The sequence below is a fragment of the Nocardiopsis oceani genome (genome assembly GCF_054777395.1).
Genome location: NZ_BAAHAR010000020.1, coordinates 18473 through 43100, shown reverse-complemented (window position 1 = coordinate 43100; position 24628 = coordinate 18473). Strand labels below are relative to the sequence as shown.

General features: G+C 68.5%; 22 protein-coding genes and 1 pseudogene. 11 read left to right on the top strand and 12 right to left on the bottom strand.

Going from position 1 to position 24628, the window contains the following annotated elements; all coding sequences use genetic code 11:
* Nucleotides 1-159: 159 nt before the first annotated feature.
* From ACYVDG_RS13375 to ACYVDG_RS13350, 6 genes are all read left to right on the top strand, one after another.
* Entirely contained in the window at nucleotides 160-1458 is a 1299-nt protein-coding gene (locus ACYVDG_RS13375) for an ABC transporter substrate-binding protein (protein WP_460750736.1), read from the top strand.
* Nucleotides 1459-1460: 2 nt separating this feature from the next.
* A complete protein-coding gene (locus ACYVDG_RS13370; RefSeq protein ID WP_460750733.1) occupies nucleotides 1461-2501 on the top strand; it encodes a carbohydrate ABC transporter permease in 1041 nt (346 codons plus the stop codon).
* Entirely contained in the window at nucleotides 2498-3331 is an 834-nt protein-coding gene (locus ACYVDG_RS13365) for a carbohydrate ABC transporter permease (RefSeq protein ID WP_460750730.1), read from the top strand. The genes ACYVDG_RS13370 and ACYVDG_RS13365 overlap by 4 nt, the downstream gene beginning before the upstream one ends.
* The gene (locus ACYVDG_RS13360) at nucleotides 3328-4089 is read left to right on the top strand and encodes a sugar isomerase domain-containing protein (RefSeq protein ID WP_460750727.1); all 762 of its coding nucleotides are present in this window, start codon (nucleotides 3328-3330) and stop codon (nucleotides 4087-4089) included. The genes ACYVDG_RS13365 and ACYVDG_RS13360 overlap by 4 nt, the downstream gene beginning before the upstream one ends.
* 125 nt (nucleotides 4090-4214) lie before the next feature.
* Nucleotides 4215-5147: a sugar phosphate isomerase/epimerase family protein gene (locus tag ACYVDG_RS13355; protein ID WP_460750722.1), complete on the top strand. Its 933-nt coding sequence runs from the start codon at nucleotides 4215-4217 to the stop codon at nucleotides 5145-5147.
* 3 nt (nucleotides 5148-5150) lie between these two features.
* Nucleotides 5151-6614, top strand: a complete 1464-nt coding sequence (locus tag ACYVDG_RS13350; RefSeq protein WP_460750717.1) for a xylulokinase — start codon at nucleotides 5151-5153, stop codon at nucleotides 6612-6614.
* 54 nt (nucleotides 6615-6668) lie between these two features.
* On the opposite strand, the gene ACYVDG_RS13345 is transcribed toward ACYVDG_RS13350, so the two are convergent.
* The gene (locus ACYVDG_RS13345; RefSeq protein ID WP_460750714.1) at nucleotides 6669-7229 is read right to left on the bottom strand and encodes a TetR/AcrR family transcriptional regulator; all 561 of its coding nucleotides are present in this window, start codon (nucleotides 7227-7229) and stop codon (nucleotides 6669-6671) included.
* Nucleotides 7230-7363: 134 nt separating this feature from the next.
* Between ACYVDG_RS13345 and ACYVDG_RS13340 the strand changes: the two genes are divergently transcribed.
* Complete coding sequence (locus ACYVDG_RS13340) at nucleotides 7364-8581, top strand: MFS transporter (protein WP_460750711.1); 1218 nt, start codon at nucleotides 7364-7366, stop codon at nucleotides 8579-8581.
* Between the two features lie 341 nt (nucleotides 8582-8922).
* Here ACYVDG_RS13340 and ACYVDG_RS13335 read toward each other — a convergent pair whose 3' ends face one another.
* Nucleotides 8923-10461: a glycoside hydrolase family 43 protein gene (locus ACYVDG_RS13335; protein WP_460750708.1), complete on the bottom strand. Its 1539-nt coding sequence runs from the start codon at nucleotides 10459-10461 to the stop codon at nucleotides 8923-8925.
* A gap of 503 nt (nucleotides 10462-10964) precedes the next feature.
* Here ACYVDG_RS13335 and ACYVDG_RS13330 point away from each other — a divergent pair.
* Entirely contained in the window at nucleotides 10965-11339 is a 375-nt protein-coding gene (locus tag ACYVDG_RS13330) for a cupin domain-containing protein (protein ID WP_460750704.1), read from the top strand.
* A gap of 39 nt (nucleotides 11340-11378) precedes the next feature.
* Here the strand turns inward: ACYVDG_RS13330 and ACYVDG_RS13325 are convergent, their stop codons facing one another.
* Nucleotides 11379-12482 carry a serine hydrolase domain-containing protein gene (locus ACYVDG_RS13325; protein ID WP_460750701.1) on the bottom strand — a complete coding sequence of 368 codons (1104 nt, stop codon included), beginning with the start codon at nucleotides 12480-12482 and terminating at the stop codon, nucleotides 11379-11381.
* 90 nt (nucleotides 12483-12572) lie between these two features.
* On the opposite strand from ACYVDG_RS13325, the gene ACYVDG_RS13320 reads away from it, so the two are divergent.
* Entirely contained in the window at nucleotides 12573-13145 is a 573-nt protein-coding gene (locus ACYVDG_RS13320; RefSeq protein WP_460750698.1) for a PadR family transcriptional regulator, read from the top strand.
* A gap of 143 nt (nucleotides 13146-13288) precedes the next feature.
* Nucleotides 13289-13969 carry a YqjF family protein gene (locus ACYVDG_RS13315; protein ID WP_460750960.1) on the top strand — a complete coding sequence of 227 codons (681 nt, stop codon included), beginning with the start codon at nucleotides 13289-13291 and terminating at the stop codon, nucleotides 13967-13969.
* A 54-nt stretch (nucleotides 13970-14023) separates the two neighbouring features.
* Here ACYVDG_RS13315 and ACYVDG_RS13310 read toward each other — a convergent pair whose 3' ends face one another.
* From ACYVDG_RS13310 to ilvD, 4 genes are all read right to left on the bottom strand, one after another.
* Nucleotides 14024-14635, bottom strand: coding sequence for a PIN domain-containing protein (locus ACYVDG_RS13310; RefSeq protein ID WP_460750693.1), 612 nt, complete (start codon nucleotides 14633-14635; stop codon nucleotides 14024-14026).
* A complete protein-coding gene (locus ACYVDG_RS13305; RefSeq protein WP_460750689.1) occupies nucleotides 14632-15423 on the bottom strand; it encodes an ImmA/IrrE family metallo-endopeptidase in 792 nt (263 codons plus the stop codon). Before ACYVDG_RS13305 ends, ACYVDG_RS13310 begins: the two co-directional genes overlap by 4 nt.
* 101 nt (nucleotides 15424-15524) lie before the next feature.
* On the bottom strand, nucleotides 15525-15857 hold the full coding sequence (locus ACYVDG_RS13300; RefSeq protein ID WP_460750685.1) for a helix-turn-helix domain-containing protein: 333 nt from the start codon (nucleotides 15855-15857) through the stop codon (nucleotides 15525-15527).
* Nucleotides 15858-15970: 113 nt separating this feature from the next.
* Complete coding sequence (ilvD, locus tag ACYVDG_RS13295) at nucleotides 15971-17662, bottom strand: dihydroxy-acid dehydratase (protein ID WP_460750681.1); 1692 nt, start codon at nucleotides 17660-17662, stop codon at nucleotides 15971-15973.
* A gap of 361 nt (nucleotides 17663-18023) precedes the next feature.
* Between ilvD and ACYVDG_RS13290 the strand changes: the two are divergent.
* Nucleotides 18024-18839: pseudogene (locus ACYVDG_RS13290) on the top strand (glycerophosphodiester phosphodiesterase family protein); the annotation flags it as partial.
* Nucleotides 18840-19187: 348 nt separating this feature from the next.
* Here ACYVDG_RS13290 and ACYVDG_RS13285 read toward each other — a convergent pair.
* From ACYVDG_RS13285 to ACYVDG_RS13265, 5 genes are all read right to left on the bottom strand, one after another.
* Entirely contained in the window at nucleotides 19188-20093 is a 906-nt protein-coding gene (locus ACYVDG_RS13285; RefSeq protein WP_460750678.1) for a carbohydrate ABC transporter permease, read from the bottom strand.
* Nucleotides 20094-20105: 12 nt separating this feature from the next.
* On the bottom strand, nucleotides 20106-21065 hold the full coding sequence (locus ACYVDG_RS13280) for a carbohydrate ABC transporter permease (RefSeq protein WP_460750674.1): 960 nt from the start codon (nucleotides 21063-21065) through the stop codon (nucleotides 20106-20108).
* A gap of 20 nt (nucleotides 21066-21085) precedes the next feature.
* Nucleotides 21086-22393: an ABC transporter substrate-binding protein gene (locus tag ACYVDG_RS13275; protein WP_460750671.1), complete on the bottom strand. Its 1308-nt coding sequence runs from the start codon at nucleotides 22391-22393 to the stop codon at nucleotides 21086-21088.
* A 53-nt stretch (nucleotides 22394-22446) separates the two neighbouring features.
* Entirely contained in the window at nucleotides 22447-23586 is a 1140-nt protein-coding gene (locus tag ACYVDG_RS13270; RefSeq protein WP_460750668.1) for an ABC transporter ATP-binding protein, read from the bottom strand.
* A gap of 551 nt (nucleotides 23587-24137) precedes the next feature.
* A complete protein-coding gene (locus tag ACYVDG_RS13265) occupies nucleotides 24138-24440 on the bottom strand; it encodes a putative quinol monooxygenase (protein WP_460750664.1) in 303 nt (100 codons plus the stop codon).
* Nucleotides 24441-24628 lie beyond the last annotated feature (188 nt).

Genomic DNA, 24628 nt, shown 5'->3' with positions numbered 1-24628 from the left:
ACCTCTCCACCGTGTCGTCAGTACTCGGAATATCACTATTACGAAGCGGACTCTATATTCCTCTAGAGCGCATGTGTTAGCTTCATCACCCACTTATGCGGCTTGACGCTCACGGAAGCCGGATACCTCCTGGCGGCGTCGGCGCAGAGAGGTGCAGCAATGCGATCTAGAGCAATGGGGTTCACGGCGGTCATGGCCGCCTCCGCCCTGGTGCTGTCCGCGTGCGGCGCGGACGGGGACGACGCCGACGGCGAGCTCGTCATCTGGCACATGGAGACCCCGCCCAACCGGGTCGAAGCACTCAACAGCCTGGCCGAGGAGTACAACAGCGGCGACCCGGAAACGCCGGTGCGCTTCGAGGTGCAGGAGTGGGACGAGATCTACGCGACCATCGCGGCGGCCGCCTCCGCGGGCAGCCAGCCCGACGCCCTGTTCGTCACCCCCGACCTGGCCACCTACGTCCGCCAGCTCGGCGTGGGCAGCCCGGTCACCGACGTCGTGGAGGGCATGGAGGCCGAGCACGGGTTCATCGACGCGGCCACCAACCCCTACCGCGACGAGGAGGAGTACTGGGCGGTGCCGCTCTTCGGCATGGTCCAGGTGCTGTGGTACCGCGGCGACATGTTCGACGAGGCCGGCCTGGAAGCACCGCAGACCTGGGAGGACCTCCTCGAGGCCGCGGAAACCCTCGACACCGACGAGCACAGCGGGATCGCCCTGCCCGCCGGACAGAACCAGGCCACCGACCAGGTGGTCTACAGCCTCATGGTCACCAACGGGGCCGCGGACATCTTCACCGAAGAAGGCGAGATCGCCTTCGACACCCCCGCGACCGTCGACACCTTCGAGCTGTACGACGAGCTCCTCCAGTACTCCCCGGCCGACTCCGGGAGCTACGCCTGGGGTGAGCCGCAAGCGGCTTTCAACAGCGGAAGCGCGGCGATCAACATCGAGAAGGGGCAGTACCTGACCCCCTTCGAGGAGGAGACCGGACTCGAGCCCAGCGATCTGGGCTGCGCACCGATCCCGACACCCGAGTCCGGCGGACAGCCGGGCAGCGTCTACTACTCCAACGGAGCCATGGTGCTCAGCGAGTCCGAGGACCGCGCGGAGGACACCAACGACTTCCTGGAGTGGCTGCTCGACACCGAGAACTACGGAGACCTGCTCAACGCCGAGCCCGGCCTCTACCTGCCGCTCACGGAGAACGGCGCCGACGAGTCGGACTGGCGCGAGCACGAGACCATCAGCACCTACGAGGAGTGCGTCGACCTGATGCTCGAGCAGTCCGAGTCCGGGGAGCTGTTCGGATTCGTGGACGGCCAGTACATCGATGACGTGGGCGAGATCGCCAGCCAGAACTTCATCGCCCGCGCCGTGCAGGAGACGTACGTCAACGACGTGCCCCCGGCTGAGGCCGTCTCCGCGGCCCAAGAGCAGATGCAGGCAGCGGACTGACCGTGGGCGCACAGGACAGCGGTGCGCACGGGGGCGGCGTACGGGACGGCAGTGCGCAAAACCGCGGCGTACGGGGCGGCAGCGCGCAGAACCGCGGAGCACGGCACGGCGGCACCCGGGCCAGCACCGCGGCGCCGACACGGAGCACGAACGCCGCTCCGCGTCGGCGCCGCGCCGGGATCAAGCACGACCTCTTCGGATACCTGCTGCTGGCGCCCATCCTCACCGTCATGGCCCTGGTGCTGGCCTTCCCCCTGGTCCAGGCGGTCCTGACCAGCCTGCGCGACGAGCGGGTGATCGGTTCGCCCTCGGAGGTCGTCGGGTTCGACACCTACCTGATCATCCTCCAGGACCCGGTGTTCTGGGACGCACTGGCCCGCTCGGGGCTCTGGCTGGTGCTCAACCTGGCGGTGCAGACCGTTCTGGCCTTCGGCACCGCGCTACTGCTGCAACGGCAGGGCTGGTGGGCCCGCACCGCGCGGGTGTGGGTGGTGCTGCCCTGGGTGATCCCCACGGTGGCGGTCGCGGTGATCTGGCAGTGGATGCTCAACAGCAACTACGGCGTCATTACCCACGCCTTCGCGGCCGTCGGCATCGATCTGGGGTCACCCTTCTCCGACCCGGGCATCGCCCTGATCACCGTCATCCTGGTGAACAGCTGGCACTGGTTCCCGCTCGCCGCCGTGGTCATCTACGGCGCCCTGGCCACCGTCCCGGTGTCCGTACTCGAAGCGGCGAAGGTGGACGGCGCGAACGCCTGGCAGACGTTCTGGGCGGTGACCTTCCCGATCCTCCAACCGGTGCTGTTCGCGCTCGGGCTGGTGGGCTCCCTGTGGTCCTTCAACGTCCTGGACACCATCCTGCTCACCACCGGAGGCGGACCGGCCGGCGCCACCACCACCATGCCCATGTACGTGTACGAGACGGCCTTCGACGCGTTCCGCAGCAGCCAAGCCGCGGCCGCCAGCGTGCTGACCGTCCTCGTGCTGGGCATCGCCGCGGCGCTGTTCGTCCGATTCCTTCGTCCCAAGGAGTCTCCGTGAAGTGGTCGAGCCGCCTGCGCCGGGTGCCGGCCGGGCTGACGATGGTGCTCATCACGCTGATCGCCCTCGGGCCGATCTACTGGGTGATCGTCTCGGCGTTCAAGACACCGCAGGAGATCATCCAGCCCACACCCACCCTGTGGCCGCAGACCTGGACGCTGGCCAACTTCTCCCGCCTGCTGGAGACCACCCCGTACACCACCTACCTGACCAACAGCCTCCTGGTCGCGCTCGGCACGACCGCGCTGACCGTCGTCCTCGCCGTGTGCGCGGCCTACGGCCTCTACCGCCTCAAGGTCCCCGGGTCGGGCAAGATCGCCGGGCTCATCCTGGTGGCCTTCATGATCCCCGGCACCCTGCTCATCGTGCCCCTGTACGGCATCCTCACCGACATCGGGCTGATCAACAGCCTGGCGGGGCTGGTCCTGGTGAACGTGGCCTTCACCGCGCCGTTCTGCACCTGGCTCCTGCGCGGCTTCATCATGTCCGTACCCAAGGAAATCGACGAGGCGGCGGCCATCGACGGCGCCGGTCCGGTACGCACCATGTTCCAGATCGTGCTGCCGCTGATGGCACCGGGCATCGCCACCGCGGTGGTGTACTCCTTCGTCTTCTCCTGGACGGAGTTCGTGTACGCCACCCAGTTCATCCTGGACGACCGCCTGCAGACGCTGCCGATCGGGCTCAGCGCCATCGTGGGGCAGTACACCATCGACTGGGGCCTGGTCATGGCCGGAACGGTCTTCACCATCCTGCCCACCCTGATCCTGTTCATCTTCGCCGGCCGGTACTTCGTCGGCGGACTCATCACCGGAGCGAACAAAGCATGAGCCCAGACCACAGCACCACGGCGCTCGGCCGCGCCGCCGCCCAGTACACCCAGCAGGTGCAGCAGCTCCTCGCCGAGGCGCTCGACGCCGAACAGGGACACATCGCCGAGGCGGCGGCCCTGCTCGCCGAGCGCTTCGCCGCCGACGGGATCCTGTACGTCTTCGGCAGCGGGCACTCCCACGTGTTCGCCGAGGAGGGCTTCTTCCGCGCCGGCGGCAGCGCCCGCATCTGCCCGGTGCTCAAACCGGACTACATGCTGCACGTCAGCGCCGAGCGCGGCACCGTGCTGGAACGCGAATCCGGACACGCGGCGAACGTGCTGGCCGGTTACGAGATCAACCCGGACACCGACGCCATGCTGGTGGTCTCCAACTCCGGCGCCAACGCCCTGCCCGTGGAGGTCGCACAGACGGCCCGGGACCGGGGGCTCCCGGTCATAGCCATCACCTCCCGCGCCTACGCCACGGCCAGCACCCAGACCGGGCCCAAGCTGCACGAGGTGGCGGACATCGTCCTGGACAACCACTGCCCGCCCGGTGACGCACTGGTGTCCGTCCGGGAGGACCTGCCGCTCGCCGGTCCGGGAAGCAGCGTGGTCGGCCTCGCCCTCCTGAACGCCATGATCGTGGCGGCCGCGGAGAAGGAGGCGGAGCAAGGCGGAACCCCGCGGGTCTTCCTGAGCGCCGGGATGCCGGACGCCGCCGAGCACAACGCCCGGATCATCGCCGAGATGGGGCCCCGCGTGCCGCACATCTGACCTACGCGGGTACGGACCAGGTACGGCCCCGGCCCGGGGAGGCCCCGGCCCATCCCCGGTACACCCCCAGCACTGCCCCAGGACGAACCCGCGGGACCAGAGGACCCGCAAGGGAGGGAGCGAACTTGAAGATCAACTTCGAGGTCTGGCCGAACATGCCCTGGGGCCGGCTGGAGGCGGCGGGCCCCGCATGGAACTCCTGGGGGGACAAGCCCTCAGCCTGGACGGCGACCCGGGTGGCCGAATACGGCTACGACGGGGTCGACTTCATCCTGGGCCACCTGATGAACGGCCCGGGTTCGGAGTACGACCAACGGCTCCGGGACACCAAGGCCGCCGCCGACGCCGCCGGTATCGAGGTCGGCTACGTCGCCCACCACACCACGTTCGTCAGCCCCCGGGAGTACGACCGCGAGCGGGGGATCGAGAGCTTCAAGAAGGCCCTGGGGGCCGAGTCCGCCTGCACGCTGCTCGGCGACGGTTTCTACGACCCGCCGCTGAACGTGCTCATGAGCCGCAAGGAGGCGTGGCGCCAGGCAAAGGAGGCCATCACCGAGGTGGCCGACTACGCCGCCGCGCTGGACCTCAACGTCAGCATCGAGCTGCTGCAGGGCACGATCCTGAACAAGGTCGAGTCGGTCGAGCGGATGTTCGACGAGATCGGTGCCGCCAATCTGCGCATGACCATGGACACCGGCGCGTTCTACGTCGCCGTCAAGCCGTTCATGAGCGTGCCGACGGCGGTCAGGCGGCTGGCGCCCTACATCGACATCGTCCAGATCAAGGACGAGGTCGGCCTCCCCACCATCGCCAACACCAACCACATCTGGTTCGGCGGCGGGCTGGTGGACTTCGGGGAGACCCTGGAGGCCTTGGCCGAGATCTCCTTCGACGGATACGTGAGCGTGGAGTGGGAGGGCTGGCAGGTGGGCGGCGACATCGGTGTCGGCGAACCGGCCGGGGTGGGCCTGGCGGATTTCGACCGCGTCGCCGAGGAATCCCTGGACTTCCTGCGCGAGTACGGCTTCACCACCCAGCGCGAACGCGGCCGGGGTTAGGCCGTGGCCGAGGCAACCCTGGGCATCGACCTGGGCACCACCGGCGTCAAGGTCATCGCCCTGGACACGGAGACCGGCCGGGTGGTGGCCGACGCCGCCGGGGAGTACCCGACCCTGCACCCGCAGCCCGGGGCTCACGAGCAGGAACCGCGGGCGTGGTGGGCGGCGGCCCGGGAGGCCGTCCGCACGGTCACGTCCCGCCTCGGCGCACACCGCGTCACCGCCGTCGGGCTCTCCGGACAGATGCATTCCCTGCTGCTGGTCGACGACCAAGGGGCGCCGGTCGGACCCGCCATGACCTGGGCCGACCGGCGTATCGGCGCGGACACCGCCCGCCTGGCCGCCGACCCGCGCTTCCGGGACCTGGCCGGAAACGGGCCGGTGGACGCCTTCACCGCCCCCAAGCTGGCGTGGCTGGCCCGCACCGACCCCGGACGGCTCGCCCGAGCTGCCCGCCTGGTACTGGCCAAGGACTACCTCCGCTTCCAGCTCACCGGTGACGGGGCGACCGACACCACCGACGCCGTCGGCACCCTGCTGTACGACGTCCACGAAGGCGGGTGGAGCCCGGAACTCTGGCGGTCCGCCGGAGCAACGGCGGATCTCGCCCCTCGGGTACGCGCGCCCCATGACATCGCCGGAACCGTCACCGCCCCGGCTGCCCGCACCACCGGGCTGCCTGAGGGCACCCCGGTGGCAACGGGGGCCGGCGACGTGTCTGCCGCCGTCCTCGGCTCCGGGGTGACGCACCGGGGCCAGGTCTCGCTCAACGTCGGCACCGCGGCGCAGGTGATGCGGCTGACGGACGGGACCGACCCGGGCGGCGGGTTCCTGTTCGGCGCGGCCTACGGCGAGGCGCGGTTCCTGGCGATGGCGTCGCTGTACGCCGCGGGTGCCAGCCTCCGCTGGGCCGAACGGGCACTGCTCGGCGAGGGAGAGGACATCGGAGCGGTCGCCGCCGCTGCACCGGCTGGCGCTGACGGCCTGTCGTACCTTCCCTTCATGTACGGCGCGACCGTGCCCAGGAAGGACGACGCGGCCCTCGGTGCGTTCGTCGGCCAGCGCGATGTCCACGACCGGGGTGCACTGGTGCGGGCCGTGGTGGAGGGGGTGGCCTTCGGCTGCGCGGATGCCGTTCGTGCGGTCGTTGACGGCGACGGCCGAGCCGAGGAGATCAGGCTGGTCGGGGGCGTCACCCGGTCGGCGCTGTGGCGCGAGGCGTTCGCGAGCGTGGTCGACGCCCCGGTGCTCCTGGTGCCCGACGGCGGCTCGCCGCGAGGGGCGGCGCTGCTGGGGCTGCTGGCCGTGGACGACGACCCGCAGCGCATTTCTGTGCTGGCCGGGACCCCGAAGCCGGTGAGCGGTGCCGCCGGTACCGACCTGCACCGCTACCGGGAGGCCTACACCCGCTACCGCACCGCCGCCGCCCACCACCTGTCCGTCGCCGTAGATCGCGGTCTCGGCTGACACGGCCTACCTCTGCGCGTGGCGGCGATCCACCTGGACAGCGCGCTGGGAAGGTCACGCGCCACTTGGTGTGTCCTGCGCCAGGATCGCGCGGGCCATGGCCTTGGCCTGCTTGGCGGCCCGATCGGACCGTTCATAGAGCTCGGTGACCGCGGCGCCGTCCATCAGGAGCAGGAGTTGCCGGGCCAGGTCGGTGTCGTCGGGGTATCCGGCGTCGACGAGGAGCGTGCGCAGGTACTCGGCGACCGCTTCCTTGTGCTGGCTGGTCATGGTGCGGATCTGGCTGTCCGGTTCGGCGACTTCGGCGATGGCGTTGATGAAGGCGCAGCCGCGGAAGTCGGAGGTCTCGGCGTATTCGATGAGCGCGTCGAAGGCCGCGAGCGGGGTTCCGCCGAGGGCTGCGGTCCGTTCCGCCAGCCACGTCCGGTAGGCCTCGTCGTAGTTCCGCAGCATGCTCACGACCAGGTCGTCCTTGCTGGCGAAGTGGCGGTAGAAGGATGCGCGCCCGACCCCGGATTCGGTGAGCAGGCGCTCCAGGCCCACGGCATGGATTCCTTCGTTGTAGAAGAGCTTTTCGGCGGCGTCGAGTAGCCGCTGACGAGCGTTGGTGGGCACCGTTCGACTCCTTCGGGACGCTTCCCTTGACCTAAATGGAACCGATCAGTACCGTTCAAACGGAACCGATCGTTACCATTTTAGCAGCGCGGGCAGATGTGCCGACGCGCTCCGCACACGGGAGGGCAGAGCGCATGGCGCAACCGACGCAGGCTCAGGCAAGCGAGCAGGCTTCCAGCTCGGGCATGGGCCGGGTAGCGGTCCTGGCTCTGGGGGTGTTCGCCGTCGGTACCGGCGAATTCGTCCTGGCCGGCCTGTTGCCGATGCTCGTCGAAGCGTTCGGGATCTCCGTGGCCAGTGCGGGGCAGATCGTGACGGTGTTCGCGCTGACGTGCGCGGTGAGCGCGCCGGTGCTGACCGCGCTCACCGCGGCGTGGCGCCGTCGCACGGTCCTGCTGACGGCCACGGTCATCTACCTGGTCGGGGCGGTCGGTACCGCACTGGCCGGTTCCTACGGCCAGATCATCGCCGCCCAGGTCATCGCCGCGGCCGGTGTCGGGCTGTTCATCCCGAACGCCTCCGTCACCGCGGCCGCCCTGGTCCCACCGCGGCTGCAAGGCCGGGCGATCGCCCTGGTGGTGACCGGCTTCACCGCCGCGGTGGCCCTCGGCGCCCCGGTCGGCACGGCCTTGGGAGGCCTGCTGGACTGGCGGGCGACCCTGTGGTTCGCGGCCGCCCTGGCGGTCATCGGCCTCGCCGGTGTCTGGGCGTTCGTGCCCCAGCGCCTGCAGGTCCCCTCAGCGGGCGGACTCCGAAACCGGCTGCGCCCGCTGGGCGACCGCCGCGTCGTACTCCTCCTGGTCACGACACTGGTGGCCTTCACAGCGGTGTTCGTTCCCTACACCTATATCGGTGTCATCTACGCTCCGACCACCGGCGGCAGCGGTGTGGCCCTGGCGGTGCTGATGCTCGTCGGCGGCATCGCCGGTGCGGTGGGCAACCTCGCCGCCGGGGTCCTCACCGACCGCCTCGGCGGGTCCCGCGTGGTCGCCGTCGCGCTCGTGTGGCTCACCGTGGGCCTGGTCGCGGTGCCCCTGGCCACCGCGCACTTCGGCGCCGCGCTCGTGGTCGTCGGGTTCTACGTGGTGGGCGCCTTCGCGATCACCACCCCGCAGCAGCACCGGCTGATCGGCGTGCGGCCCGATGCCATCCCGATCGTGATCTCGTTGAACCAGAGCGTGCTGTACCTGGCGATCGCGATGTCCGGCCTCATCGGCGCCGCCGGGATCGAGCTCCTCGGCAGCCGGTACGTCAGCCTCCTGGCCGCCGTGCTGGCGCTGGTCGCCTTGGGGGCTTCCTACTTCGCGCAGCGCCAGATCCGACAGGCGGACGAGAGGACTCCTGGAGCGTGAACGAGTATTCCGTCGCGGAGTCGGATGGCCCCCCTTTGCACGCCAGTGCAGAGATCGATGAATCGTTTTACGTCACGGGTCGAGGGGCGGGGGAGGAGGGCTGCCCGCACCGAGGTCGGGGAACGCCAGCTCTCACCGGTGGTGCGCGCGCTGTCCATGCCGCGCACCAACCCGCTCGTCGTGACCGCACTGCTCAAGAAGCGTGTACTCTCCTCGCCCCACACCTGTGGCGGCACCGTCTCCACCGACATGGAGACGGTGCCGCCAAAGAACGGCTCGCGCAGAAGGACCACACGGGTAATACGGGCGGCCTCAAGAACCGGTAAGCAGGTCGAACGCCGCTAGACGAGGGGCTCGACCTTGCTTCCCCACAAAGACACACCCGCCTCGGCCAGGACACTGAAGGTCAGCACCCATGATTCCGAGGTCGGGTCCCACTGGGGGGTGAAGACACCGCTGTAGGCCTCGCCGTCGACGGTCAGGTCGGCACGGTTCTGCCCGTCGAGCTGCCATTCGCCCTCGACGTCACCCGTGATCCGGCCGTCGTCGTGCAGCTCAACGGTGACGGCCTCGTTGATGTCGGCCGAGATCGCCTTGCCGTGGTCGATGAACCGGTACTCGCCGACCACGTCCGCCTGGTGGACCTGTCCCGCTTCGGCCCCGGCGAACCGGTAGGGGGCGACGACCGGCCAACCGTCGGCGTTCATGTACATCTCGTGGGACCGGACCTCGTGCGCCTCGCCCTGGTCCGGGAAGCGGCTGTGGAAGATCAGCTGCATGCGTCCGGTGTCGGGGTCCAGGTGGGATGTGTTGTGTCCCGGGGATACGTACCCGTAGCCGATCCCCTCGCCCGGGTCGCCCGCCTCACGCTGGAACAGGAAGTTGCCCATCAGCTTCGTGCCGTACGGCTCGATGGTCTCATCGTCGAAGATCGGAAGGGAGGGGTCGGTCTTGACCTCCTGCATGTCGTTGCCCTCGGCATCGAAGTAGGGCCCCTCCGGCGCTTCGGCCCGCGCGACCCGCATGTTGTAGCCGCCGTCGGCGTCCAGGCCGCCGAAGGTCGTGAACAGGTAGTAGTAGCCGGTGTCGGGGTGGTGCAGGATGTTGGGGGCCTCGATCCGGCTGTGGTTCCCGCCCATGAGGTGGGTGCCGTAGCCCTGGTCGGCCAGCGGCATGCCGGTCTCCTCGTCCATCTCCAGGATGAACAGGCCGCCGGAATAGGAGCCGTAGACCATCCACAGGGTTCCGTCGGCGTAGAAGAGGTCGGGGTCGATCACGTTCGGGTGGACGAGGGGGTCGTAGGGGGTGCCGTCCTCGCTGGGGCCCTCACCCTCGCGGTGCCCGGAGCGCAGGAAGATGCCGAGGTCCTCGTAGGGGCCGTCCACCTCGTCGGCCACGGCCACACCCATCGCCGAACGCGGAGATTCACCTTCGCAGGCGTTGTAGTACATGTAGTAGCGGCCGTCGGAGAGCTGGATGACATCGGGGGCCCAGAGCGTGGTGCTCTCCGCCCACTCCAGCGCCTCGGAGAGCTCTTCGGTGACGTCGTCGAAGAGCGGGTTCTCGGGGGTCACCAGATCGGCGGTCTGCTCCCAGCCGATGAAGTCCTCGGTCTTCGCGGCGGCCAGGTGCGATCCGAAGACCCAGTACTCGTCTTCCGCGGCCACGATCGAGGGGTCGTGCACGGTGGCGTCGGTGAACTGCGGAGGATCGGGCAGTTCGCTCCAGGAACCTCCTTGCTCCTGCGGGTCTGCGACCCCCGATGCCAGCTCTCCCTCCTCAGGGCCGCCCCGCTCCTGCGTATGCGTGAACGCCGCGACGAGCGCCACCGTGGTCACAGCCGCCGCGGTCAAGGCCGCGGCCGTTGTTCGAAACGTCACGAATTCTTCCTTCACTGTTGCCCGCGACGCCCGTGTGACGCCGCTGTTTCCGGTGGATTCCGACCGTCGGCAGTATGTGTTAGCGCTAACATTCGCAATGACAGTTACCTACATTGCAACGTTTCACAAACGTGGTCAAGGGGGGGTGTCGCGCCCAAAGGCAGTTCCAGGCGAACGAATCACAGGTCACCGCGGCGACCTGAAAAAAGGGGGGAGGGGGCCCGGAGAGTCCGCCCCTCGGCGCCGAGGAGCGCGCGCACGCCGCAGTGGAACTTCTCCTGTCGGGGTGTTTACCTGGCCATACGATCTCGAATCCCGGCTGAACCGGTTATTCGGCAGATAATGGTCGGATCTGAGGATGTCCGTGCCGTTTCCGAAGGAGAACACCGAAGAAATAGTCACAACCACGGCCATTCCCAGCCTGGCGGGAAGCCGAGCGGCAACGGCAGCGGAGGGCGGATCCGGGCTCCGGTGCGGACGCAGGGCTGTTAGCGTCCGTCACTGTGGACGACAACGTGTATGTGGGCAATGCGGGCAAGGACGCGGTGCTGGACCGGGGGTGGCTCCTCGGGCACTTCAAGGAGGCCGACGACCCCCGGCACAGTGAAGCCGTAGAGATCAAGTGGGGCGTGCACCAGAGCGGCGACGAGCGGGCGCAGTGGGTGAGCGGGGAGCAGCGCACCGCCCTCCTGGTGCTCATCAGCGGCCGCTTCCGGGTCGAGCTCCCCGGCCGTTCCGTCCTCCTGGAACAGCAGGGCGACTACATCGTGTGGGGGCGCGGCGTGGACCACTCCTGGGTCGCGGAAGAGGACTCGGTGGTGCTGACGGTCCGGTGGCCCTCCGTTCCCGGCTACGCGGTAACCGCGACGGAGCAGTGAGCCCGGAGGGCACGTGACGTACACACCCTGAGAGCGGGCTCAGACCCGGTCCAGCTTCGACAGCAGCCGGACCAGGCCCAAGTGGGTCATAAAGCTCCGGTTCATCTCGCGGTTGGAGTGGAAGTTGAGCACCACGTGGGCGTCCTGCTCCGGGTAGTGGAACATCTGGGTGGCGAAGAAGCCGATGCCTCCGACCGGCTGGGGCAGCCCCCGCATCAGCGGGGGTGCGAACTCGCCGAAGCGCAGGGTCATGTAGCCCGCCCCGTAACGGATGCCGCGGCGGAAACGGCGCCTGGGCCGGGTGAGGTGTTCGAGGCCGCCCTTGGAGATGAGCTGTCCGCCGTGCAGGGCACGCTGGAAGCGCACGAGGTCCCCGGGGACGGTGACGATGTTCCCGCCGCCGTAGGCCAGGCTCAGGCTGCGGGCGCGGCTGAACTCGGCGCCGTTGATCCAGAACGGCGCGATGTCGAGCTCGGCGAGGTCGTCGGGGGCTTCTCCCGGGTCGTAGGGCATGGAACTGCGCGTCATGCCGCTGGGTTCGAGGACGCGCTCGCGCAGGAGGGCGGCGAAACGGTCGCCGAGGGCTTCCTCGGCGATCCGGCCCAGGAGGAGGTAGCCGGTGTCCGAGTAGTGGAAGAGCTCGCCCGGGCGCCCGACCGCGCGCAGCCGACGGGCCTCGTCGAGGAGCTCCGAGGGCAGCCACAGACGGTCGCGGTTGGTGGCGAGCGTCCTGATCGAGCAAGCGGTCTCACCGCCGTGGGGCGGTTCGAAGAAGTCGGGCAGTCCGCTGGTGTGCGCCAGCAGGTGTTCGACGGTCACGTCGGTGGTGGTGTCCACCCCGGGAACCGCGGGCAGGCCGGTGAGGTCGGCCGCGGGCAGTAGCTCCCCGATCGGGGTGTCGAAGTCGAAGCGGCCCTCCTCGACGAGCATGGTGACGAGCGCGGCCGTCATGGACTTGCCGATGCTGGCGGCGTGGTAGGGCTTCTCCTGGTCACCGAAGGTGAATTCGAATCCGGGCGCCTGGACGAGGACTTGGGGCGCGGGCATGTCGCCGCGGCGGCGTACGGCCCGTTCGAGCCCCTTCCGGACGCGGTCGGCGCCGCGTGCGGCGGCCGGGGTGGACGTGTGGTTCGCGGGCTTCATCGGGTCCTCCGATGGCTGGGGAGCGGAATACTGTCTCCCTAATATGTCTAATAGACATGTCTATGAGAGTCAAGGCCCTACACTCGGCCCATGGCCCACGTGATTCTCGGACTGCTCCTCATCTCCAAGCAGAGCCTCTACGACCTCATCAAAGCTTTCGAGGCCGGGGTCTCGCTCTTCTACAGCGCCAGCTCCGGCAGCATCAAGCGCGCGCTGGACACCCTGCAGAAGCAGGGGTTCATCGAGGTCGCCAGCGTCGACGCGGGGGCCAGGGGGCGGAAGGTGTACCGGGTCACCGAGGCGGGACGCGAGGAGTTCCGCGCGTGGATGACGGGGGAGATGACCGGACCGGACACCGAGGTCTCAGCGCTGTCCCGGCTCCACTTCCTCGGCCTGCTGGAGCCGGACGAGCGGGCCCCGGTGCTGCGCCGCATCACCGAGCGCATCGAAGGGGAGCTGGCCCAGCTCACCGACCTCAGCGCACGCCTCGAAGGCCAGGACATCCCCGAGGGGTACCAGGACGTGGCCCTGCACCAGTTCGCGACGCTCGACTACGGCATCGCCTCCCAGCGCTTCGCCCTCGACTGGTTCCGCGAGCACCTCGAACGCCAGGAAGCGGAGGACCGCCGGGCCCGGGACCGCCGGGAACCACCGCGTCCCTGACCCGCACGCCTCCCGGCGGGCAGAATGGCGGCATGGCACCACGCCCACACGAAACCCTCTCGTCCCGACCGCCCTCCGACGACCGCGCTGCGGGGGTTCCCTCCCGGGGCCGCTGGGACCTCCTGTCCGGACGGCCCCCGCCCATGCCGGGCCCCGCCCTCCTGCGACAGGCGTGGGTGGACGTCGCGTTCGTGCACTGGGCCGTGGACCCCGCCGCCGTGGCTCCGCTGCTGCCCGAAGGCACCCGGCCGGACACGTTCGACGGGGTGACCTACGCGGGCCTGGTCGCCTTCCAGGTGCCGGGCACCCTCGTTCTGGGTACCGTGCCCACCGGTGCGTTCGGCGAGGTGAACGTGCGCCTGTACTCGGTCGACGAACACGGGCGGCGAGGCGTGGTCTTCCTGACGATGGACACCGACTCCGCGCACGTGGTCGCGGCGGCCCGAGCGGTGTCCGGACTGCCGTACGTGTGGTCCGACGTGTCCCTGCGCGAAGGCCCCCGAGGCGTTCGCGCGGGGGCGGTGCGGCGCCGCCTCCCCGGGGCCGCCGCGGGGTCCTGGGCGGTGCGGGTCGGGGAGCCCCTGGCCCGGCCCAGCGCGTTCGAGCACTTCCTCACCGCGCGCTGGGGCCTGCACACCCGGCAACTCGGCCGCACGTGGTGGATCCGCATCAGCCACCGGCCCTGGCCGCTGCACGCCGGGAGCCTGGTGCACTACGACGGGGACCTGCTCGCCGCTGCCGGGGTGCGGCCGCTCAAGGAGAGCCCCGTCTCGGTCCTCTGGGCACCCGGCGTCTCCTGCTCCGTCACACCCAGCCTGGTGTGACGGGCGGGGCCGAGCTGTGCCGCCCGGCTCAGTACGTGATGGGACCGGGTCAGCTCAGGAGTCCATGGTGGACAGAAGGCCGGTCGCCTCGAGCGGCGGCAATCCGTCATCCAGTTCGCGCAGCCGCTTGTAGATGTGGCGCAGGTCCGCCCGGCCTGCGATGTGCCCCCTGTCTACCGCGCTCCTCAGAACTGCGACGGTGCCGACCAGGCTGATGGAGCCCACGGGCCGCCCGCCGTCCCGGAGTCGTTCGAGACGCCTGGTCTCCGAGGTGGCGATCTGTGCTCCACCTCCGTCATCGATAAGCACGGTCACCGCCGCGCCCGCCTCGGCTGCCACGACCGCGTGCGCGATGACCATCGTCTCGCCCAAGTCCTTCGGACGCTTCCGTCGTTCGCCCATGGGCTGGCGGGTGATGCGTTGGACGACTGCGGCGAGTTCGGGGGTGTGGTCGTCGCGGAGGACCTGCATCCAGTTGGGGGTCAGCTTCCGCCAGACCTTCGCAGCGGCGTGGAAGCGTTCATCGCTCCGGGACTTGCGGAGTACCTCGGTCTCCACGGTCTCCGGGGCGCTGAGCTTGCCCAGAACACGGATCAGCAGACGCTCTAGATGGATCGTGAGGAAGTTCAGGCCGGGGCCGGCATCGATGATCGGCCGGTGACTCATCCGTTAGCGCTCGCCGTCGTGTCGGTGGGGTCCGCCGTGTCTTCGTCGTCTGGGGTATCGAGAACCTCGTCCAGAGCCGAGAGGTCCACCTCCGGTTCCGGCAGCGCGGCAGGATCAGTCCAGGTCGCCGACGGGTCCGCCGGTACCACGCTCGCCTCTCTCAGCTCCTGCTCTGCCTCGTCCCGCGTCAATCCGCGAAGTGTGGCGATGGCCTGGACGGACAGCACACCCTCGGAATAGCCCCTGATCGCGCGGGCGAGCAGTTGTTGCGGTGCCCGCCGCCGGGTGGAGTCGGCTCGCAGGGCGAGATACTGGTCGCTCCACCCGAAACGGGTCGCCAGTTCCGGTGTGGACAGTGCCATCCACTCCTGTTTGGTTGGCAGGTCGATGTATCCCGCCTGGTGCAACGCGATCGAGGCGATCTTGGGTGAGGCCAGGAATCGTTGGACCACCGCTGACAGCTCGGGCTGACCAACGGAGTCCCCTTCTTCGAGAAACGCATGCAGACCTTGAACCGGAACGAGCAGATGCCGGGCGAAGGCATCAGCACGGACCTCCGCGTGGGATCGCCCGTTCCGCCCAGTGGTTCCGCTGTCCGTCCAGTCCCCGAAGAGGACATGGCCGAGTTCATGGGCCAGGGTGCTGCGCTGCCGCATCGGATGCTCGGTGCGCGCGACGGCGACGAAGACCGAGCCGCGCTCCGGGTCTCGCATCGTCATGCCGTGCTGGTCCTGACCGGCGTCGAGCACGGCCACATCGATACCTGCGGCCTGCTCGATGATCGCCACGAGGTCACCCAACGGTTGCACGCCCAGGCGCTGCTCCTGCCGGAAGCGCTCGGCCGAGGTGCGCCCTGCTGATTCAGCGCTCACAGTGACTCTGGCTCGTTTCAGATCGTGGCGGGGATGGCCTGGTCGTCCAGGTATTCGTCCAGTTCCAGGAAGTCCAGCAGTGCTTGGCGCATGTCCGCCATGTCCGAGCCGTTGGAGGCACGGGCCGCGAACTGTGCGCGCTCGGCCGACACACCGGTACCCGTGAGCTGAGCGACGGTATGCCCGGTCTCCCACCCGATCGCCAACAGTTCGGGCATCTTCGGTACCCGTACTCCGGAGATGATCCGGGACAGGCTGGACTGAGACATACCTGTGGCGTCCGCGAGGGAACGCTGGCTGAGGCCCGCCGCTTCGCGGGCGCGCTCAATCCGCGCGCCGACATCAGTCATGTCCAACTCCCTGTGAATCAATACTCCTCAATGTGATTCAGTATAGCCGTCCTTGCCGACCACGAACAGACAGCTGTCCACGCCGACCACGACCAGTACGGGCCCGAAACGGCTCAGTACGTGATGGCGCCGGTGGACGCGGAGCGGACGAGCTTCGCGTACTTGCCGAGCACACCTTCCGGGAACCGGTTGGGCAGCGGCTGCCACTCCTTCCGGCGCGCTTCCAGCTCCTCCTCGTCCACGTGGAGGGTGATGGCGCGCTCGGCGATGTCGACGCTGATGCCGTCCCCCTCGCGGATGAACGCGATGGGCCCGCCCTGCACCGCCTCCGGGGCGATGTGGCCGACACACAGCCCGGTCGTACCGCCGGAGAAGCGCCCGTCGGTCAGGAGGAGGACGTCGCGGCCCAGGCCCGCGCCCTTGATCGCGGCGGTGATGGCCAGCATCTCCCGCATGCCGGGGCCGCCCTTGGGGCCCTCGTAGCGGATCACCACGACGTCCCCCTTCTGGATCTCACCGCTGCTGAGGGCGTCCATCGCCGCCTGCTCCCGCTCGAACACGCGCGCGGGGCCCGAGAAGACCGCGGTGTCGAACCCGGCGGTCTTGACGACCGCGCCCTCCGGTGCGAGCGATCCGCGCAGGACGGTGATGCCGCCGGTGGGGTGGAGGGGGTCGTCGAGCCGGTGCAGGACGGTCCCGTCGATCGGGTCCGGCGCGAGCTCCCGGAGGTTCTCCGCGACGGTCCTGCCCGTGACGGTGAGGGCGTCACCGTGCAGGAGCCCTTCGTCGAGGAGCAGCTTCATCAGGACGGGGATGCCGCCGACCCGGTCGACGTCGTTCATGACGTACTTGCCGAACGGCTTGAGGTCGCCGATGTGGGGGACCCGGTCGCAGATGCGGTTGAAGTCGTCGAGCTCGAGGTCGACCTTGGCCTCGTGGGCGATCGCCAGAAGGTGCAGCACGGCATTGGTGGAGCCGCCGAGCGCCATGACGACGGTGATGGCGTTCTCGAACGCCTCCCTGGTCATGATGTCGCGCGCGGAGATCCCCTGTTCGAGCATGGCGACCACGGCCTCGCCGGACAGGTGCGCGAAGTGGTCGCGGCGCCGGTCCGCGGACGGGGGAGAGGTCGAACCGGGCAGGCTCATCCCCATCGCCTCGGCGATCGCCGCCATGGTGTTCGCTGTGAACATGCCGCCGCAGGCGCCCTCACCGGGACAGATGGCGCGTTCGATCCGGTCGAGGTCACCGGTGCTCATCCGCCCGGCCTTGCAGGCCCCGACCCCTTCGAAGGCGTCGATGAGCGTCACGTCCTTCTCGGTGCCGTCCGAGAGCTTCACCCACCCGGGCGCGATGGTGCCCGCGTACATGAACACGGAGGCCAGGTCCAGGCGCGCGGCGGCCATGAGCATGCCGGGCAGGGACTTGTCGCAGCCCGCCAGCAGAACCGACCCGTCCAGCCGCTCCGCCTGCATGACCGTCTCGACGGAGTCGGCGATCACCTCGCGCGAGACCAGGGAGAAGTGCATGCCCTCGTGGCCCATGGAGATGCCGTCGGAGACGGAGATCGTGCCGAACTCCAAGGGGTAGCCGCGACCGGCGTGCACACCGCCCTTGGCGGCCCGTGCGAGCCGGTCCAGGGAGAGGTTGCAGGGGGTGATCTCGTTCCACGAGCTGGCGATACCGATGATCGGCTTGTCCCAGTCCCCGTCGCCCATCCCAAGGGCGCGGAGCATGCCGCGGCTGGGTGCGGCCTCGATCCCGTCGGTGACGGTACGGCTGCGCGCTTTCGGATCAATGCCCATATCGGTGCCTCACAAGGAGTCGTCGGCGGAATACTTCATGGCTGTCCCCAGTGTCTACCGTGCCTTACCGGTATGGGGGGCGGCCAACCCTGTCACAGATGAGTTGGCGCTGTTCGGGGCCGTGCCTCGTGGCAGCTGTACCCGTAGGACAAGTCCTTTCATCGGATGGTCGGTTCTCCTTGGGCGGGAAACCGGTGGATTAGCCTTCTAGCGACGACCCGCCCCCGTACCCGTCCGGGCATTCCCCGCCCTCCGGTTCCCCCCCGCCGTTCACCTGAACGCCGCTTCTCCGGCGACAAGGCTTCCGATCCCCAAGGCTTCCCGTCCCCCAACGCTTTCGGACCGAGCGTAGGAGCCCCCCATGCGCAGACCACTGATCCTGGCCACGATTCTTGTCCTCCTCGTTCCCGGTGCGGCCAACGGCGAGACCGGTATCCGTGCGGCCGCCGCGGACCAGCCCTGGCTGGAGAAGCGGGTGCTGAACATCGCGCACGCCGGAGGCGGGACCGAGGCACCCCTGAACACGCTCTACGCCTACAAGCGGGCCACCGACATCGGCGCGGACCTCATCGAACTCGACGTGCACTCCACCGCCGACGGCGAACTCGTGGTCATCCACGACTCGACCGTCGACCGCACGACCGACGGCACCGGCAAGGTCGAGGACATGATCCTCGACGAGGTCCAGGAGCTGGACGCGGCGCACTGGTTCGTCCCCGGCCGCAGCGCCGTCCCCGACCTGCCGGAGGACGAGTATCCGCTGCGCGGCGCACGGTACGGCGACGTGGAGGTGCCCGGCTACGAGCCCGAGGACTTCCGGGTCCCCACGGTCGCCGAGACCTTCGAGGCCTTCCCCGAGACTCCGATGATCATCGAGATCAAGGGCCCCGACGACGACATCGACTCCTACCTGCGCACGGGCCGGTACCTCGCCGAGTTCCTCAACGAGGAAGGACGCACCGACGTGATCGTCGCGTCCTTCAACGACGCCGTGGTCCGGGACTTCCACGATCACGCACCGCAGATCGGCACCGCCCCGGGCGTGACGGGGGTGGCCCAGTACCTGTTCCTCGGTATCCAGCCGCCCGACCACACCGTCGCGCTGCACATCCCGGTCCGCTACGAGGGCATCCCTTTGGCGACCCGGTGGTTCACCCAGAGGGCCCAGAGCGACGGATACGCCGTGCACGTCTGGTTCAGCGGTACCGCGCCCGACGACGAGGAGACCTACCGCCAGGTCCTGAACGCCTGCGCCGACGGACTGATGGCGTCCATAGCCCACCCTGTTCGAGGAGATCCTGGAAGAGGAAGGCATCGAACGCCCCGGGCAGCCCGGTATCGACCCCTGCGCCTGAGGACATCCCGGTCGGGCACGGGCTGCGGGCCACACCCTCCGACCACGGCGGGTCCGGGCTGGCCGGACAGCAGCTCAACGACGAATGGGCCACGTCCCTGGAGGCCTCCCCGACGCCCCGCGCAGAACCCCTCCGCGCCCGCCTGCCCTCCCCGGGCCCGACCGGAGGCTCTACTTGATCCCGGAGCGCATGAAACTCTGCACGAACTGTCGCTGCACGGCGATGAAGAAGACCAGCAGGGGGATCACGATGATGAAGGTCCCCGCGGTCAGCGACGCGAAATCGATGCCGGACTCCGGGGCCAGGAAACGCACGATGCCGACGGTCACCGGCCGAGCCTCCGCGGTACGCGTCGCGATGAGCGGCCACAGGAAGTTGTTCCAGTGGAAGGACACCGAGATCATCGCGTAGGCGACCACGGTCGATTTGCACAGCGGTAGGTAGACCCGCCACAGCACCCTCAGCCGCCCCAATCCCTCCATTTCCGCGGCCTCGACGAGCTCTTTGGGCACGGTCTTGAAGGACTGCCGGAGCAGGAAGATCGCGAAGGCGCTGGCCGCGTAGGGAATCCCGACACCCATCAGCGTGTCATCCAGCCCCAGGCGGGCGATCATCTGGAAGTTCTCGGCCAGCATGATCTCCGGGAAGATCACCAGCTGGGCCAGCACCACAGTGAACAGGGCGTGGTGGCCGGGGAACTCGAACCGGGCGAAGACGTAGGCCGCCAGCACACCGAGCACGATCTGGGCTGTGGTCAGGCCCACGACGAGCAGGAATGAGTTTCGGTAGTACAGGTCGAAAGGCGCGGCCGCCCACACCCGGGTGACGTTGTCCAGGGTCCAGCCGCTGAACAGGGACAGTTCCGTGGCCGACTCGCGGAACGCCAATACCATCACCAGCAGCAGCGGGAAGACCCACAGAAGTGCCGCACCCCAGCCCAGGGCGACCAGCAGCCGGTCGGCCCATGCGGCCTGCGGTCGGCCGGTGAGTCCGCGAGCCCCGCCGGTGTGCTCCTCGGTCCGCTGGTCGGGCGCGGCCTGGTCCGGGCCGCCCGACCCGTCGAGTGCCTGAGTCATCGTCAACACCTCTCAGCGGTAGTGGATCCGCTTGTCCAGCAACCGGATCTGCACCACCGCGACCAACAGCAGGACGAGCACGAGCACGACGGTGATCGCCGCCGAATACTCGGGGCGGAACTGGCTGAAGGCGGTCTGCCAGACGTAGTAGAGCAACAGGTTGGTGGAATCGTGCGGGCCGCCCTGAGTCATCACGAACACCAGGTCCACCTGCTTGAAGGAGTTGGCCGTGGCCACCACCCCGACGAACAGGGTGGTGGGCATCAGCAGCGGCCAGGTGACCCTTCGGAAGAAGGTCCAGGGCCGGGTCCCTTCCACCCGGGCGGCTTCGCGGAGCTGCGGATCCTGGGAGAGCAGGGCGGCCAGGTAGAAGATGACGAACAGCCCCGCCTGCTGCCAGACGGCCACCACCATCATCGCCGGGAGCGCCGTCGCACCGGACCCCAGCCAGTTCAGCGCGGGCAGGCCCAGAGCCGAGGCGATGCTGTTCAGCACGCCGAAGTTGGGCTGGTAGAAGTACATCCAGATTGTTCCGGCGGCCACGACGGGCAGGACCGCCGGGGCGAGGAACGCCACGCGCGCGAAGACTTTGCCCCGCACGAGCTTCGCGCCCGCCAGCGCCAGTGCGAGGGACACGGCGATCGTGGCAGGCACGGTGACCAGAGTGTAGACGAGGTTGTTGGTCAGCACCTGGTGGAAGACGCCGTCGCCGACCATCCGCTCGTAGTTCTCCACCGTGAACTCGCCGCCGCGGGTCTGGAAGCTGTTCACGGCGGACAGGACGAAGGGCAGCACGGTGAAGCCGACGAGGATCACGAAAGCAGGGGTGAGGGCGGCGTAGGAGAAGAGGGCGTCCGCCCGGCGCCGCCGGTCCCCGGTACGCCGGCGCGGGGCCGGCGTACCGGGGATCTTCTGGAGGGTGGGGGCCTGCTGCTCCTCCGCGGTGTCCCCGCTCTGCTTGTCAACGGTCATGGGTGTCCCGACCTCCGGTCTCAGCGGTGCTCCTGCAGAAGGTCGTCGGCCTGCTCCTGGGCTTCCTCGAGCGTGGATTCGACGTCGGCGCCGCCCATGACCTCCTCGATGGAGTTCCCCATGACGTCGAAGGCCTCTTGGCGGTTGTAGACGCCGAACTCGGGCTTGGCGTCGTCCAGCTGCTCGACGGCGACCATCGCCTCGGGAAAGTCTTCCACGTAGCTGGCCAGCGGCTCGGTCTCCCAGGCCTCCTCGAGAGGGGCCACGTAACCGGATTCGACCGTCCAGTCGGCCTGGATCTCCGGCGAGGAGAGGAAGCGGGTCAACTCGACGGCGGCCTCCTGCTCCTCGTCCGAGACGCCGTTCATCACGTAGAGGTTGCCGCCTCCGGTGGGCGATCCCGGCTGCTCCTGTGCGGGCAGCGGCGCCACCCCGAAGTCGAAGTCGGCGTTCTCCCGGATATTGGTCAGCTGGCCGGTGGTGGTCCAGATGATGCCGGTCCCGCCGTCGGCGAAGTCGTCGGGGAGTGTGCCCCAGTCGACGGTGCCAGAGGGCTCCAGCCCTTCCTCCTGGAGGTCCTGCCAGTTCCCCAGAGCGGTGATGGTGGCCGGGTCGTCGTAGCTGACTTCGGTGCCGCTGTCCGGATCCCACAGCATGGTGCCGTTCTGGATCACCATGGCTTCCAGCATCCAGACGCCCCAGGTGGTGGAGGGGATCTGCACGCCCCACTGGGCGCCTGCCCCGTCCATCACCTGCTCGCCGGACTCGACCATGTCGTCCCAGGACTCCGGAGGGGCCTCCGGATCGAGCCCGGCCTCCTCGAAGAGCTCCTTGTTCCAATACATGACCACGGTGGAGCGCTGGAAGGGGATGGAGGCTACGGTGCCGTCGTCGAGTGTGGAGTCCGTCATGAAGCCTTCTTCGAAGCTTCCGAGCCACTCCTCGTCGTCGACGATCTCCCCGATCGGCGTCATCAGTTCCAGGTCGTCCAGAGTGACCAGGTTGTTGGCGCCCAGTACGGTCAGCGCGGGCGGGTTCCCGGCCTGGGTGGCCGACTGCACCGAAGCCAGGGTCTGCTCGTAGTCGCCGGAGTAGACGGGGGTGACCTCGACGTCCGGGTTCTCGTCCTCGAACTGTTCGATGTAGCCGTCGATCACGCTCTCCAACGGGCCCCCGACGGCGATCGGATAGTAGAAGTCGATCTCGACGGCGCCGCTGTCGCCGTCGCCGCCGCAGGAGGCCAGCATCAGCCCGAGAGCCGTCGCACCCGCGGCAGCGGACATGGAACGGCGAGCGGTCCCAGCAGGGGTAGCGGTTCTCTTCGGCATAGGGGTTCCCTCACTTGCTTTTTGCGGTTCGCTGCCTGCTGCGATGCGGTGTGTCAGGCGGAGTGCAGCGCCCCGGCGCGCGGGGTTCCGTCCAGTCGGCGCCCGGTGTCCGCGGCGTACCAGTGGATGGCGGGTGCGGTGGTGGTGACCACGACGGTGTCGTCCGCGGCCACTTGCTGGTCCGGTTCGATACGCGCGACGATGCGTTGGTCGGCCGCGCTGTGCAGTGTTGCGGTGATGAGCCGGTCCGCTCCCAGCAGCTCGTTGACCAGAACTGTCGCCTTCCCCAGGCGGATACTGTCAGGGGAGACGGTTGCGGCTCCGTGGCCGGGGGAGGCGGGTTCGGCCTCGTGGTGCAGCTTGAGCCGCTCCGGTCGCACACCGAGCGACCCGCCTTCGTCCTGAAGCCGCGCGGGACCGAGCGCGGCGAGTTCGCTGTGCGCGGGGACGTCCAGGATGTTCATGGGCGGCGAGCCGATGAACTGCCCCACGACGGTGGTGGCGGGTGCGCGGTAGAGCTCCCCCGGTGAGGCCAACTGCTCGATACTGCCGTCCGACAGCATCATGACGCGGTCGGCCATCGTCATCGCCTCCACTTGGTCGTGGGTGACGTAGACGATGGTCAAGTCCAGTTGGCGCTGAATGCGTTTGATCTCGGTGCGCATCTCCGCGCGGAGCTTGGCGTCCAGGTTGGAGAGCGGTTCGTCCATCAGGATGAGCCGCTGGCCGCTGACGAGGGCACGGCCGAGGGCGACGCGCTGTCGTTGCCCGCCGGAGAGTTCCGCCGGTCTGCGGCCCAGGAGCTCCTGCAACCCGAGGAGTTGGGCGGTCTCCGCCAGGCGGTCCTTCTGCACCTGCTTGGATTCCCGGCGGGACTTCAGCCCGAAGAGGATGTTCTCCTTGGCCGTGAGGTGCGGGAAGAGTGCATAGTTCTGGAAGACCATGGCCAGTTCGCGTTTTTCGGGCGGCAGATCGGTGACGTCGCGGCCCGCTATCCGTACGGTACCTGCGGAGACCGACTCGAGCCCGGAGACCAGTCGCAGCAGCGTCGATTTACCGCACCCTGAAGCGCCCAGGATGGCAAGGAACTCACCGGACTCGACGGCGACATCGATGCCCTTCAGGACTTCGACGCCGGTCCCCTTGGCGGCGGGGAATGTCTTTCTCACGTCGTGCATCTCGATCGTGGGCATGCGGCTCCTGAAAACGCTCGTCATGATGGCCGACGCGGCCGACGAGTACCCGGGGAGTCTTCCAGTGGGAGGGAAACTTTGGGTGAAGCATGGCTGGATGGGATTTTAAGCTTAGTTGGCCTGGAGTGATCGCCCGCGGCTGCCACCTGCCGGCGTTCTATCATGGCGGTCCAGTTAATTATTGGTGGCCATTCAAGCTGCCGGTGGTCCGAATTTAGCTTCCGTTTTCCGGGTGGAATGCTGTGGGGGTTTCATAGATGCCAGGATTCGCTTGGCATGCCGTGATCCTAGCTTCTCTGTAGTTCACCAAGAAGTCATCACGGGAAATTGGTTCTGATGTGCCCACTTTTTCTGATGCGCTGGTGGTCGACTGGTGTGGCCGATGTCAGCTGGTGGTCAGCACGTGCCCCATCCCGAGGGGAGCGGCCGTAACCGCCTCGCCTGGTAGGTCTGGGCTGGTCATGGCGGAGGGAGGGGCGATGGGGACGTTCGCCGACAGTTGCCGAGCAGATCGCGGGCGGAGGCGTCGCGATGCCCGCAGCGATCCGGGTTCAGTCGCGCAAGGGGGAACCGGCGATGGTGAACTGCTCGCCGCCCATGCGGCCGGTCAGCAGTGGTCGGGCCTCGTCGATCGCGGCGCGCACACTGTCCAGCTGCAAGGACGTGCGGTGCGCTTCCTCGGATTCCCACAGCTCAGCGACGAACACCGTGTCAGGGTGCTCGCCGCTGACCCCCACCTCGTAGAGCAGGCAGCCGGCCTCGCCGAGCTCGGGGTTGCGGCGGGCCAGAATTTCCACGACCTCGTCTCGCTTGCCCGGCTGAGCTTCCAGGGTCCCGACGTACGCGAAAGTCATAGCCCCACATTACCGATGCCCAGCCCCGCCTATCCGAACGACACGAACACGCCGGACAGACCGGCATCGACCCCTGCGCCTGAGGGAACGCACGAAGGGGCACCGGCGCGAGTCGGGGCTGTCCTGACGAGGGCCGAAGAGGGCTGAAGGGTACTGAAGAGGTCCGAAGAGGCGTCTCACATTCGAGC